This is a genomic window from Cyanobium sp. LEGE 06113 (genome assembly GCF_015207615.1).
The window spans coordinates 1-12,419 of record NZ_JADEWM010000007.1; the positions used below are offsets into that span (position 1 = coordinate 1).

Below are 12,419 nucleotides of genomic sequence, written 5' to 3' on the forward strand. Positions count from 1 at the left end.
GCGCCGCGACAGCCTGGTCACGATCCCGATCCCCGCTGCGATCTCAGGCTCCAGCGGGCTTCCGAACAACCACTCTCTACCGGTCAACCAGATTGACGCCACCCGTCAACCTGATTGACACGGGACAGCAGTGGAACGGCATGGGTGGCTGGGGCTTCAGCTTGGCGAGCGAATTTCGACCCAGGATTCCCCTTCGCCAAGGCTGGTCACCGCCTGCTCAAGGGTGCGCAGGAGCACGGCCTGAAGAGCCTCGTTGGAACTGTTCTCCACACGGAGCCAGATCACCTGAGGTGGCGGGCCCTGCACGGAGATCACATGGTCATCGGCATCCCTGAGGCCGAGCTCTCTGACTGGCACCGCCTTGATCGGGGCGAACTGTGCTGTGATCCAATGTGCCAGGGCTGGCGACAACTGGGCATCGAGCCAGAGAATCACGCCACCAGCACGGGATGATCCAACTCGCGTCCAACGTAGCTGAGAGCCGCCTGCAGACCGTCGGGCTCAAGATCAGGTAGCTCGGCAAGGATCTGATCGGGGGAAAGGCCAGCGGCATACAGATCGAGCACATCGCTGACGCGGATCCGCATGCCTCTGATGCAGGCCTTGCCCCCGCACTGGGCTGGGTTGTGGGTGATGCGTGAATGATCCTTGGGTTCAAGTTAGTGGCTCCAGCCCCCCTCAAACCGCCAGCGCCATCACCGGCATCCACATCGCCGGAATCTCCCGCTCCAGCCGCCAGCGAATCGCCATCGGCCGCTCCCCTTCGTGGCTTGCATACGTGGCAAACCCGAGGCAAACAGACGGCTCCGTGACCGTGCCCTGCCTGCGCTGCTCCCGCACAAACAGCAGCACCCGTGAGCCGCGCGCCTGGTGGTTGACATACCGCTGGCCGGTGGCGGAAGCAGCTGTGGTGGTGCTCTGACTCTCCCAATGGAACAGGGACGGCCCGAGGGCCAGGTCGCGGTAGCGGGTGGTGGGGGAGAAGAGGGCTTCGCTCTTCCTGAGGGTTTCGCGATGGATCCAGGGGGCGTGATCGGTGAGCACGCCGTAGCCGCAAGGCTTCTGCGAAGCAGTAGGCGGCTTCGATCTCGGCCCGGCTGTAACGGCCGTGCACGCGCAGCAGGGGCACCGGCAGCGCCCAGGGCAGGGGGTGGAGGCGGTGATCGGCACACCCGGCGCCAGGCTCCGGCCTGCCAGAGCACGGCCTGGTCTTCGTGGCATCGCGATGATGAAGCCCATGACCACCACACCGCCCCCACTGGTGAGCCGCGAGGCCGCGAGGCGCTGCCGGCGTTCTCGCAGCGGCTGGTGGAGCGCTACGCCCCCGAGAAGGTGATCCAGTACTCCTGCGCAGAAGCCTGCGGCTACGGTTCCCTGGCGCGTGGTGAGGAGCGCTGGGATTCCGATTTGTGACTAGCACTGGATGATGGTCACGTCAGGGGATGGCTATGCCGCTCAACCCAGCTTGTGTATGCCCTTCGATCAAGGCCACCAGAAGCCACAGCAAGGATTGAGGCTTCTGCCGCATCCACTGAGGTCCTGAGTTGATGGCCGTTCAGCATCAACATCACCTCCGTGTCGGCGTGACCAATTCGTTTGTTACCATCCACGAAGGGATGATTGGTGATGAGTGAAAAATCGAGACAGGCGGCTTTATTGATGATCGTTGGATAAAGATCATCCCCGGCAAAGGTTTGGCGAGGCTGGCTCAGTGCAGCTTCCAGCAGGCCAAGATCTCTCAGTCCTGGTGAGCCGCCGCTGGTGATGATCAGCTGGCGGTGAAGCTCCAGCACCTCACCAAGTTGAAGAAAGCGGATCACGCCAGACGACGGTAGAGCTCCTCATTCTTTGAGAGAACTCTCGCAGCGATGGTTTCGAAATCGGCGGAAGGGCGACTGAGCAGATCCCGAATGGCTGCAGCTGCCAGGTCTTCCTGGGGCACGTTCAGTCGACGGGCCGTTTCAGCCAGGGCTCTGGTCTGCTCGTCGCTGAGCTGGATGGCAAAGACCATGGCGACCCTCACTGGCCTGAGCCTAGGTGAAACCCGATGCCAGAGCTCCGAACAGCCCCCCTCTAACCGCCAACCCCGCCGTTATGCCAAGCAACAGCCTGGCAGCCACGCCGCCGGGATCTCCCGTTCCAGCCGCCACCCCGGGAAGGGCCCCGCCATCGGCCGCTCGCCTTGGTGGCGCTGAAGGTTCTATAGGGCCTGGCCTGCTGGCCGCAGGAGGAGGAACCCAGCCTCAGGATGGGTGGAGAATCCCTCGATGGCCTCGACGTGAGCAAGCAACAGGGCCGCTGTTGCAGCATTGCCGGCGTTGCCGATAGCCAGGCAGATCACCTTGGGGGCGGGCCTTCTCCCAGATCACCAGATCATCAGCGCCACCCAGGCCGAGCAGCCGCACATGGCTGGAATCGGGAAACCGATCCAGGATCATTGGTAGAAGCCATTCTGAGAGGTTTTCGTCCAGGAGCAGGCAGACGCTCACGCCACCGATGAAGACAGCGTGACCAGGCAACGCTCGCGATCTGCCGCATAGGCAAGGCAGGCGAGCACTTCGTCGTGGCTGAGCTGAGGGAAATCCTCCAGCAATTCCGCTTCACTCATGCCGCTGGCCAGCGAACCGAGCACGTCCCCCACGGTGAGGCGCGTGCCGCGCACGCAGGGCTTGCCGAAGCGCACCGCCGGGTTGATGGTGATCCGGGACTGGATGTCCATGGATTAACGCTAAACCGCCAACCCCATCACCGGCAGCCACGCCGCCGGGATCGGCTGCTGCAGCCGCCAGCGAATCGCCATCGGCCGCTCGCCCTCGTGGCTCAGGTAGTCGGCAAAACCAAGGCAGTGGAACGGCATGGTGACGCCGCCCCTTTTGTTTTCCTCGCGAACAAACAGCAGCACCTTGCTGCCCCGCTCGCGGTGGTGGATGTAGCGCTGCCCGGTGGCGGAGGCTTCCCTGGCGAGGCTCTGGCTCTCCCAGTGGAACTCCCATGGGGAGATGGCGTAGTCGTTGTAGCGGGTGGTGGGGGAGAACAGGCGCTCGGATTTCTTGAGGGTGATGAAGAAGACGTCGCACTGGGTGGCTTCGTCAAAGAACACCCCCTCGCGGCCGGGGAAGGGGCGGGCCTCGTTCAACAACCCAAAGGCGGCGAACACCTCGGAGCGGGAGTAGCGGCCGTGGAGTTTCAGGGGAATGGGAGGTGGTTTGGCACGGCCCCAGTCGAGGGCGCCCACCAGGTGGTCGGTGCGCTCTTTCAGCAGCTCAACAAGCTCCACCAGTTCGGCGCGGAGGTGGGCGGCAACCCAGAGCCGGACGAGGGCCTCGGCCAGGGGCACGTGGTGCCGGCCGCTGCCCCACAGCTGGGCCATCAGCATGCGCCAGCTGCGCTCGGTGGCGGAATCGAAGCCCGCCGGATCAGGCGCCATGGGCTGCTGCAGTTGATTCGCCAGCCAGCACAAGCGCTCGGGGTCATCCAGATGCAGCAGGCCCCCGGAGATGCCCCGCCCCAGACGCTGCTCATCGGCGCTGGGCTCGCCCAGCGCCAACCAGCCCAGCTCCCGCTGCAGCAACGCCCACGACCCCGCCACCCGGTAGAACTCCCCCAGCTCCATCCCCAGCGCCTCCAACACCCCCGCCAGCGAACAGCGCCCGAGGCTGCGGCATTCGGCTACCAGCTGGGGCCGCCGGCTGGGCAGCGACTCGCGCAGGTTCTCCAGCACCCGCTCACTGGACACGCGATCGAGCTGCAGGCTGCAGCCGGCCGGCAGGAAGGGAATGCCGGTTTCGATCTGCTGGCGCAGCTGGTCGCGCGTGCCGCCGAACAGGCTGCGGTAGCGGAGGTCGAAGCGGAAGCGGCGGTGGGACTGGCCGATGAAGTCGAGAACGGTGAGGCAGCTCTTGCCCCGGCAGAGGCGCAACCCGCAGCCGAGCTGCTGCAGGAACACAATCGCTCTCTCGGTGGGCCGCAGGAACAGCACCGTGTCGATCTCGGGGATGTCGAGGCCTTCGTTGAACAGATCCACGGCAAACAGGATCTGGAGCTCGCCGGAGCGCAGGCGGCGGATCTGCTCGGCGCGCTGCTCCCGGGGGCTGGAGGCATCCAGGGCAGCGGCGCGCAGGCCGGCCGCCACAAACTTGCGTGCCATCCAATGGGCGTGCTCCACGCTCACGCAGAAGCCCAGAGCCCGCATCGCTGCCAGGTTGGTGACCTTGTCTGCCAGTTCGCGCAGGATCAGGCGCAGGCGGGCGTCGTCGGCGGTGTAGAGGTTCGACAGGGCTTCGGTGGCGTAGCCGTTGCGGCGCCATTCGATCTGCGACAGATCAGTGCCGTCGTGGAGGCCGAAGTAGTGGAAGGGGCACAGCAGGCCCTGCTCCAAGGCGCTCCAGAGGCGCAGTTCGGCGGCGATTCGGCCGTCAAACCAATGAAGGATGTCCTCGCCGCCGGTGCGCTCGGGGGTGGCGGTGAGGCCCAGCAGCAGGACGGGCGCCAGGTGGCGCAGCCAGCGCTCGTAGCTGGCGGATGCGGCGTGGTGGAACTCATCGACGATCACCACGTCGAACGTGTCCGGCGCAAGGTTTGCCGGATCCAGCCCAGCGAGCGACTGCACCGAGGCGAACACATGGCGCCACTGGCTGGGGCGCTGGCCATCCACCAGCAGCTCCCCAAAGGAGCCATCGCGCAGCACCTGGCGGAAGGTGGCGAGGCTCTGCTGCAGGATCTCGCGCCGGTGGGCCACGAACAACAGGCTCGGGTGACCCAGACCGGCCTGGCGGGCGTAATCAAGGGCGGCGATCACGGCTTTGCCCCTGCCGGTGGCGGCCACCACCAGGTTGCGCCAGCGGCCATGGTGGCTGCGCTCGGCGGCCCCCATGGGGAAGGCTCGGGCGAGGCTCATTAGGAGTTCGCTGAAAAACCCGGCCATCTTTGCGACAATGGGCCAGCTGCCCAGCCCAGATGCGAGGTCAACGGGAGCGCAGCGGCTCCCTGTTCTCGTACGTGTCGATTGAGGATCGGATCCCGGCCGGCCATCCGCTGCGGCGAATCCGCAAGCTCGCTGAACAGGCCCTCGATCGCCTCAATCCCACCTTCTGCAAGCTCTACGCCGCAGAAGGCCGGCCATCGGTGCCGCCGGAGCAACTGCTGCTGGCCTCGTTGCTGCAGGCGTTCTACGGCATCCGCTCGGAGCGGTTGCTGCTTGAGCAGCTCCACTACAACCTGCTGTTCCGCTGGTTTGTGGGCTTGAGCCCGGATGATCCGATCTGGCAGCATCCCACCACATTCACCAAGAACCGTGAGCGGCTACTCAATGACGACGTCATGGGGCGCTTCCTGGAGAAGCTGATGGGTGCTCCGGAGGTCAAGCCGCTGCTCAGTGACGAGCACTTCTCAGTCGATGGCACCTTGCTGCAGGCCTGGGCCTCCCATGCCTCACTGGAGCGGATCGATGGGCAGGAGGATCCACCGCCCCCGCCGTCAGGCCCTGGCGAGGGTTTTGGCGCTCCAAAGCCCGGCAAGAAGCGAGCGAAAGGGGATTTCCGCGGCATCAAGCTCAGCAACAAGACCCATCGCTCCAGCGTCGATCCAGACGCGCTGCTGTGCCGGAAGTCCAATGCCCACCCCGCACTCCCCAGCTACCGGGGGCACGTGCTCATGGACAACCGCCATGCCTTGATCGTCGATTGCAAGGTGACGCAGGCCACGGGCACCGGGGAGAGGGATGCCGCCAAAGCCATGGCGGCCGATCGTCCCGGTGCCCACCAGAAAACCATCGGTGCCGACAAGAACTACGACCAAGGGCTTTGTCGCCGAGATGCGCCGTATCGCCGTGACACCGCACGTCGCTCAGAACACCAGCCGCCCTGGTGGTTCCGCCATCGATGGCCGCACCACCCGCCACGAGGGCTACGCCAAGTCGATCCATGCCCGCCGCGGCATCGAGAAGGTGTTTGGCTGGATCAAACAGTGGGGAGGTCTGCGCCAGTTCAAGCTGCGCGGCACCGAGAAGGTGGGCGCAGTGTTTGGCCTGCACGTGATCGCCTCAACCTGATCCGCCTGGGCAACCTGCTCAAACAAGCGATGGCGACGGCATGAACAGCGGGTTGCCCAGAGGTGTGGCCAGGAGGCCGCGATCAGGGAGCCCAAAGGGGCAAAACACACCAAAACGGGAGCTCTGAGCCGCTGAAAGTTGGAAAACCCGACCGAAAGGGGGCTGCACCAGCTCTCAGGAGGGGAAACGCGGATTCTCAGGCGGTTTTTCCGCAAACTCCTAGGGGGCTGCCTCGGCGATCCACGAACCTCCCTCCCGGCTGCTGGCATCACAGAGCACCCGGTCGCGCTCCAGAACGCAACTGCCCTGCACCAGATGGGTCTGGGGCAGCCCCATGATCAATCCCCTGTCGTCGTAGCGGCTGTCCGCCACCGTGCTCACCAGCAGCCGCGTGGGCCATTGCGGCTCGCACTGGCCATCCACGGAGCAGCGCATCGCGGGCTGCCCGGCCTGGAGCTGGCCCACGAACAGCAGCTCCTCGGCCATGGTCCGGGACCCATCAGCCTCCACCAGAAACCGCACCGTGAGCAGTCCGGCCAGGTTCTGATCCAGGCGCAGTGCCTGGCAATTCTGCTCGCGTCGGTTGATCTGCAGATCGCACTGGCGCGTGGGGCTGGCCCAGCGTCCGAAGCCCTCGGCCCGGGCCGTCAGGCGCCCAGCCAGGAGACCCGCCAGAGCGGCTGTCGCCAGCAGCAGGCCCGTCGCCCCGCCCAGCCAGGGCGCCCTGGCTGCCCCACCAGGGCTCAGTGGCCGCACAGACCTCAGTAGCCGGAATCCGCCACGCAGAACCCCTGGCAGCTGATGCCATTGCTGGCGGTGCGGCCACAGTGGTTGCAGAGCACCGGCTCGGCGCCGGCCGCTGGCGGAGAGGAACTGGAACACGGCAGTTCGGCAGGCTGGCTGGAGGACTCGGGCGTTGGCAGCGCGCTCATCTTCGACCCTTTCACCCCGGGCTCATCCCCACACCATGGCGCATTCCTCCCCGTCCCTGCCCGTCGCCCCCGGCATCGGCGTGGGCACCTGGGCCTGGGGCAATCAGCTGCTCTGGGGCTATGACCCCAGCCAGGACGCCATCCTGCAGGCCACGTTCCAGCGGGCGGTTGAGCTGGGGCTGCACTGGTTCGACACGGCTGACTCCTATGGCACGGGGCGCCTGAACGGCCGCAGTGAGCAGTTGCTGGGTCGTTTCTGCGCGGCGCTGCCGCCGCAGCAGAGCGAACGCCTCCTGGTGGCCACCAAGCTGGCCCCCTTCCCGTGGCGGTTGGGCCGCGGCGGCTTCCGGCGGGCGTTTGCCGCCTCCCGTCGACGCCTGCAGGGGAAGCTCGACCGGGTCCAGCTGCACTGGAGCACGGCCCGCTATGCGCCCTGGCAGGAGGGGCCGCTGCTGGAGGGCCTGGCCGATCTGGTGACCCAGGCTGAGGTGGCGGAGCTGGGGGTGTCCAACGTGGGCCCGCGGCGGTTGCGCCAGATGCATCGGCGCCTGGCGGCCCGTGGCGTGCGGCTCGCAAGCGTTCAGGTGCAGCTCTCACTGCTCTCGCCTGCCCCGATCGAACCTGGCGGCGTGGCCGAGGTGTGCCGGGAGCTGGGCATCGAGCTGATCGCCTACAGCCCGCTGGCCCTCGGGTTGCTGGCGGCCAGCCACGAGGCACCGGCCCCAGCAGGAGCCAGGGGGGCACTGTTTCGCCGCTTGGCGCCCCAGCTGGCTCCGTTGCGCGAGGCGATGGCGGTGATGGCTCAGCGCCGCGCCGCGCCGGCGGCGGCCGTGGCGCTCAACTGGTGCCGTTCCCACGGTGCCATGCCGATTCCCGGACTGCGCAGCCCCGCCCAGGCCGAGGCCGCCGCCGCCGCCGGCCGCTGGCTCCTGGAGCCAGCTGAGCGTGAGCTGCTTGACCAGCTGGCCGGTGGACTGATGCGCAGAATGCCCGCCAACCCCCTGGCCAGCGACTGATCCTGCCGCTCAAACTGATCCTGCCGCTCAAAAGGAGGAGGGCGCCGGAGTGAGCACCACGGGCAGCACCTCGGGCGTGGGCCTCTCCCCATCGGCAGGGGCTGGGACACTGGCGCGGCTGTCGGTCGCCCTGCTGGGGGCTGCTGCCTGAGTGACCAGCTCAGGGCCGCAGGCCTCCAGGGCCTCCTGGAGGAGCGAGTCGAAGGTGGCTCCCGGCAGACGGTGGCGGGCCAGTTCCATGAAGGCCCGGGCCAGGGATTCCCCAGCTGCGGCCCGCAGGGCTGGATTGTTGCGGCGCAGCTCCTGTTCCTCGGCGATGGCGCGGATGAACCGCTCGGTCACATCCCGTTTGGTGCTGGCCCGGATTCGGGTGTCGAGTTCGGTCTGGGTGAGGCTGAGCTGGCCCTCCAGTTCAGCCAGCCGCCGCAGCAGGCTCTCCAGCACTTCGCGGGCCTCCTTGGCGATATGGGCCAGCTGCCCATCGGAGAGCCGTGGCAGATCCGCCACAAACACCTTGCCGTGGTCGCGCAGGGTGAGGAAGGTGGGCCGCAGGCCAGTGCGGATCGTGCCGGCATGGCCCTCCCGCGGCCGGATTGGCCGAATCGGTGGCACCGGCCCGGCCGAGCTGCGGCGTCGGGTGATGCGGGAACCGGAAGTGAAGGGAGGTTGCGACTTATTCATGCATTCATGCCTTGGACAGGGGGAGTCGGATGGTCTGCAGGCGGAGCGGACCGGCTCAATCTGCCAGCGCAGCGGCGGCGACGGCTGGTGTCGCTCAGAGTGGCAACCCTGCCACGCCTGGAGCGCCGTTCGGATCGTCTGCGGCCCGCACCTCTCCCACGGGCCAGGCCGCGTATCCCGTGGCGGCACAGCAGGCCAGGGCCGGCTCCTGCGCCTCAGGCGGCACCACCAGGCAGAACCCCACCCCCAGGTTGAAGGTGTTCCAGAGGTCGGCCTCCGGCACATCGCCGGCCTCCTGCAGCCAGCGGAACACGGCCGGTCGCTGCCAGCTGTCGGGATCGATGGCCGCCTGGAGCCCCGCGGGCAGGCAGCGGGGCAGGTTTTCCGGCAGTCCTCCGCCGGTGATGTGGGCCATGCCGCGCACGGGGATGGCGCTGGCCAGCAGGGCCTTCACCAGGGCGCCGTAGAGGCGGGTCGGGGTGAGCAGGGTGTCGATCAGGGGGCGGTCCGCGCCTGGCAGGGCGGTGTCGACCCCGGCTCCGCTGGCCTCCAGGATGCGCCGCACCAGGCTGAAGCCGTTGCTGTGGACGCCACTGCTGGCGATCGCCACGATGCGGTCGCCGGCCTTGATCCGGGTGCCGTCGATCAGGGCGTCGGCCTCCACCACGGCCACGCAGAAGCCGGCCAGGTCGTAGCGCCCTGGGCCGTAGAAGCCGGGCATCTCCGCCGTTTCCCCCCCAAGCAGGGCACAGCCGCTCTGGCTGCAGCCAGCGGCGATGCCCTCCACCACCGCCGCCATCGCCTCAGGGCTGAGCTTGCCGGTGGCGATGTAGTCGAGAAAAAACAGCGGCTCGGCGCCGGTGGTGATCACGTCGTTGACGCACATCGCCACCAGGTCAAGGCCTACCCCATGGTGGCTCTGGTGGGCCTGGGCCAGCTCCAGTTTGGTGCCGACGCCGTCTGTGCCTGACACCAGCAGGGGGTCCTTGAGGCCGGCCGGCAGCCGGCAGAGGCCGCCGAAGCCCCCGAGCCCGCCCATCACTTCGGGGCGTCGGGTGGCCTCCACCGAGCTGCGGATGCGATCGACAAAGGCGCGACCGGCCACCACGTCCACCCCGGCAGTGCGGTAATCCATCGCTTTCAGCCCGCGTTCACGCCACTGATCCTCCGATGCCGCCGGCCAGGGCGCCGCAGGCAGGCCCAGCCGAGGCACGGGCCGGCTGAGGGGTTGGCCGGTTGCGCGATCGGCACAAGCTTGAATCAGCTGGGCTTATCGCCTTGATCGGATTGGCTGATGATTGTCTGGCTCAGAACAGCTCCCAATCCCAGTCTGCGGCTTGCGAGTGCGCTCTGATCATGAATTCTGATCAGATTCCTTGTAGCCAAAAGTGCCAAAACCCGGCTTGGGTTGCCCTTAATTTAGCGAAGTTGTTGTTCCGGTCCAGGAATTCCGCAGGCTTACGTGCTCCCGCTTACAAGCTTTAGCTGGGAGATACCAATGCTTGCGAACCTCATTCAGGTTGCTGTTCTGCAGCGGATTTCGCCTGTTATGCGTCGCACTCTTTCCTTCGGGGCCCTGGCCCTCACCCTGGCTGCAGGCGCTGTTGCTCCCGCCCTGGCGGTCGATCCCAGCAGCCTCAACGCTGCCGAGCCGGCCCAGGGTCTGGCCATCTTCGACAGCGAGTACTCCCCGGCTCCCTTCGAGGGGCTCAACGAGATTGCCCCGGTCGTTCGGATCGCCACCAGCAACCCCGGTGTGGTCAAGGTGATCCGGGGCCAGGCCAGCTGGTATGGCCCTGGCTTCTTCGGCAACCGCACCGCCAATGGTGAGCGCTTCCGCCCCGGCACCCTCACGGCCGCCCACCGCACCCTGCCCTTCGGCACCAAGGTGCGCGTCACGAACCTGCGCAACGGCCGCACCACGGTGGTGCGCATCAACGACCGCGGCCCCTTCGTCGGCAACCGGGTGATCGACCTCGCCCACGGCGCCGCCCATGAGGTGGGCCTGGTGTCCTCCGGCCTGGCTCCGGTGAAGCTCGAAGTGTTGCGCTGAGATCTGGGTCCTGCGCTGAGATCCGGCCCTGGGCCCGTCCCCGGCTCAACGGCCGGGGTCATGTCCAGGATGATGCTTCCCCCCAGGCCCATTCAGGGCCTGGGGGGTTTGTTCTGTCGACTCCCTCCTCCGTGGCCCTGCTCAGAACCCGCCAAGAGCTCGAGGCCTGGCGCCGGCAGCAGCGGGGGCCTCTCCACTTTGTGCCCACGATGGGGGCGCTGCACCGGGGCCACGAGGCGCTGATCGCCCAGGCGGCCCAGCCCCGGGCAGAAGGCCTGCCGGTGGTTCTGGTGAGCGTGTTCGTGAATCCGCTGCAGTTCGGAGCCGGCGAAGACTTCAGCCGCTACCCCAGGCACCTGGCCCGTGACGGCGCCGTTGCCGCAGCCGCTGGGGCGGCTGCTGTGTTCGCTCCGGAGCCTGCCGAGCTGTTCCCAGGCGGAGAGGCCGAACTCACGCGCATCCAGCCGCCGCAGAGCCTGCTGCAGAGCCTGTGCGCGCCCGGGCGCCCCGGCCACTTCGCCGGCGTGGCCACGGTGGTGGTGCGGCTGCTTGCCCTGGTGCGTCCCCAGCTGCTGCTGCTGGGGGAAAAAGACTGGCAGCAGCTGGTGATCCTGCGGCGGGTGGTGCGGGATCTGGGCCTGCCGGTGACCGTGCAGGGCTGTGCCACGGTGCGGCAGCCCGATGGCCTGGCCTTCAGTTCGCGTCACGCCTACCTCTCGGCCCAGGAGCAGCGCCGGGCGACCGCCCTGCCCACCCTGCTCACGGCCATCGCCCGAGATGGGCTGAGGGGCGGCAGCGAGCCGACCCCAGCAGCCGCTGCAGAGTTGCGCCGGCGACTGGAGCAGAGTGGCCTCGATGTGGAGTACACCGCCTTGGTGGAGGCCCACAGCCTGAAGCCCGTTCACCGGGTGGCAGGGTTGACCCTGTTAGCGGCGGCAGTCCGCTGTGGATCTGCCCGCCTGATCGATCACACCTTCTTGATGAGTCGCGCCCCGATCGTCGCCATCGATGGCCCCGCTGGAGCTGGCAAGAGCACCGTGACCCGTGCCTTTGCCAGCCGTCTTGGCCTGATCTACCTCGACACCGGCGCGATGTACCGGGCCGTCACCTGGTTGGTGCGGCAGCAGGGGGCCGATCCGGCCGATGCCGCCGCCGTGGCCCCCCTGCTGCTCGATCTCGACCTGCAGTTGCTTGGTGGTGCCGAGCAGCGGGTGCTGCTGGGGGGGCAGGACATCACCGCAGTGATCCGCAGCCCGGAGGTGACGGCCCAGGTGTCCGTGGTGGCGGCCCACGCCTGCGTCCGGGAGGCCCTCACCGGCCAGCAACAGGCCATGGGGAAAAGCGGCGGCCTGGTGGCCGAGGGCCGGGACATCGGTACAGCCGTGTACCCCGACGCCGACCTCAAGGTGTTCCTCACCGCCACGGTGGCCGAGCGGGCCCGACGCCGGGCCCAGGATCTGACCCAGCGAGGCTTTGTGGTGCCGCCCCAGGCGGAGCTGGAGGCCCAGATCGCCGATCGCGACCACCAGGACTCGAGCCGCAGCATCGCTCCCCTCTGCCGGGCCGGCGATGCCGTGGAACTGATCACCGATGGCATGACGATCGAGGCGGTGATCGAGGCCCTGGTGGACTTGTTTCGCCAGCGCATTCCCCACGACGCCTGGCCGGATCCGGCGCCCTGAGAGGCC

The 12,419-nt window shown here is 67.6% G+C and carries 14 protein-coding genes and 2 pseudogenes; 4 read left to right on the forward strand and 12 right to left on the reverse strand.

Annotation, left to right across the window (positions count from 1 at the left end):
- Window positions 1–156 precede the first annotated feature (156 nt).
- From IQ220_RS11675 to IQ220_RS11710, 8 genes and pseudogenes are all read right to left on the reverse strand, one after another.
- Window positions 157–435 carry a hypothetical protein gene (locus tag IQ220_RS11675; protein WP_193915185.1) on the reverse strand — a complete coding sequence of 93 codons (279 nt, stop codon included), beginning with the start codon at window positions 433–435 and terminating at the stop codon, window positions 157–159.
- Window positions 432–635: a DUF433 domain-containing protein gene (locus IQ220_RS11680; protein WP_193915354.1), complete on the reverse strand. Its 204-nt coding sequence runs from the start codon at window positions 633–635 to the stop codon at window positions 432–434. Before IQ220_RS11680 ends, IQ220_RS11675 begins: the two co-directional genes overlap by 4 nt.
- A 43-nt stretch (window positions 636–678) precedes the next feature.
- Window positions 679–1,214 (reverse strand): annotated as a pseudogene (locus tag IQ220_RS11685) (DUF3427 domain-containing protein); the annotation flags it as partial.
- A gap of 216 nt (window positions 1,215–1,430) precedes the next feature.
- On the reverse strand, window positions 1,431–1,820 hold the full coding sequence (locus IQ220_RS11690; protein WP_193915187.1) for a type II toxin-antitoxin system death-on-curing family toxin: 390 nt from the start codon (window positions 1,818–1,820) through the stop codon (window positions 1,431–1,433).
- Complete coding sequence (locus tag IQ220_RS11695) at window positions 1,817–2,011, reverse strand: DNA-binding protein (RefSeq protein ID WP_186699927.1); 195 nt, start codon at window positions 2,009–2,011, stop codon at window positions 1,817–1,819. Before IQ220_RS11695 ends, IQ220_RS11690 begins: the two co-directional genes overlap by 4 nt.
- A gap of 232 nt (window positions 2,012–2,243) precedes the next feature.
- The gene (locus IQ220_RS11700; protein WP_255460151.1) at window positions 2,244–2,438 is read right to left on the reverse strand and encodes a hypothetical protein; all 195 of its coding nucleotides are present in this window, start codon (window positions 2,436–2,438) and stop codon (window positions 2,244–2,246) included.
- A 47-nt stretch (window positions 2,439–2,485) separates the two neighbouring features.
- The gene (locus tag IQ220_RS11705) at window positions 2,486–2,719 is read right to left on the reverse strand and encodes a DUF433 domain-containing protein (RefSeq protein ID WP_193915189.1); all 234 of its coding nucleotides are present in this window, start codon (window positions 2,717–2,719) and stop codon (window positions 2,486–2,488) included.
- 9 nt (window positions 2,720–2,728) lie between these two features.
- Window positions 2,729–4,897 (reverse strand): DUF3427 domain-containing protein, encoded by a 2,169-nt coding sequence (locus tag IQ220_RS11710; RefSeq protein ID WP_228009168.1) that lies wholly within the window; start codon window positions 4,895–4,897, stop codon window positions 2,729–2,731.
- Between the two features lie 59 nt (window positions 4,898–4,956).
- On the opposite strand from IQ220_RS11710, the pseudogene IQ220_RS11715 reads away from it, so the two are divergent.
- Window positions 4,957–6,093 (forward strand): annotated as a pseudogene (locus IQ220_RS11715) (IS5 family transposase).
- A gap of 175 nt (window positions 6,094–6,268) precedes the next feature.
- Here the strand turns inward: IQ220_RS11715 and IQ220_RS11720 are convergent.
- Together IQ220_RS11720 and IQ220_RS11725 are read right to left on the reverse strand one after the other, a co-directional pair.
- The gene (locus IQ220_RS11720; protein ID WP_186697251.1) at window positions 6,269–6,805 is read right to left on the reverse strand and encodes a hypothetical protein; all 537 of its coding nucleotides are present in this window, start codon (window positions 6,803–6,805) and stop codon (window positions 6,269–6,271) included.
- Window positions 6,806–6,810: 5 nt separating this feature from the next.
- Window positions 6,811–6,981, reverse strand: a complete 171-nt coding sequence (locus tag IQ220_RS11725; RefSeq protein ID WP_186697250.1) for a hypothetical protein — start codon at window positions 6,979–6,981, stop codon at window positions 6,811–6,813.
- Between the two features lie 35 nt (window positions 6,982–7,016).
- Here IQ220_RS11725 and IQ220_RS11730 point away from each other — a divergent pair, with 35 nt between their 5' ends.
- On the forward strand, window positions 7,017–7,997 hold the full coding sequence (locus IQ220_RS11730) for an aldo/keto reductase (RefSeq protein WP_193915193.1): 981 nt from the start codon (window positions 7,017–7,019) through the stop codon (window positions 7,995–7,997).
- A gap of 27 nt (window positions 7,998–8,024) precedes the next feature.
- On the opposite strand, the gene IQ220_RS11735 is transcribed toward IQ220_RS11730, so the two are convergent.
- Entirely contained in the window at window positions 8,025–8,678 is a 654-nt protein-coding gene (locus tag IQ220_RS11735) for a 2-hydroxyacyl-CoA dehydratase (protein ID WP_193915195.1), read from the reverse strand.
- 94 nt (window positions 8,679–8,772) lie between these two features.
- A complete protein-coding gene (gene purM / locus IQ220_RS11740; RefSeq protein ID WP_186697247.1) occupies window positions 8,773–9,813 on the reverse strand; it encodes a phosphoribosylformylglycinamidine cyclo-ligase in 1,041 nt (346 codons plus the stop codon).
- 414 nt (window positions 9,814–10,227) lie between these two features.
- Between purM and IQ220_RS11745 the strand changes: the two genes are divergently transcribed.
- The gene (locus IQ220_RS11745; RefSeq protein WP_193915197.1) at window positions 10,228–10,731 is read left to right on the forward strand and encodes a septal ring lytic transglycosylase RlpA family protein; all 504 of its coding nucleotides are present in this window, start codon (window positions 10,228–10,230) and stop codon (window positions 10,729–10,731) included.
- Window positions 10,732–10,862: 131 nt separating this feature from the next.
- Window positions 10,863–12,413, forward strand: a complete 1,551-nt coding sequence (locus tag IQ220_RS11750; protein WP_193915199.1) for a bifunctional pantoate--beta-alanine ligase/(d)CMP kinase — start codon at window positions 10,863–10,865, stop codon at window positions 12,411–12,413.
- Window positions 12,414–12,419 lie beyond the last annotated feature (6 nt).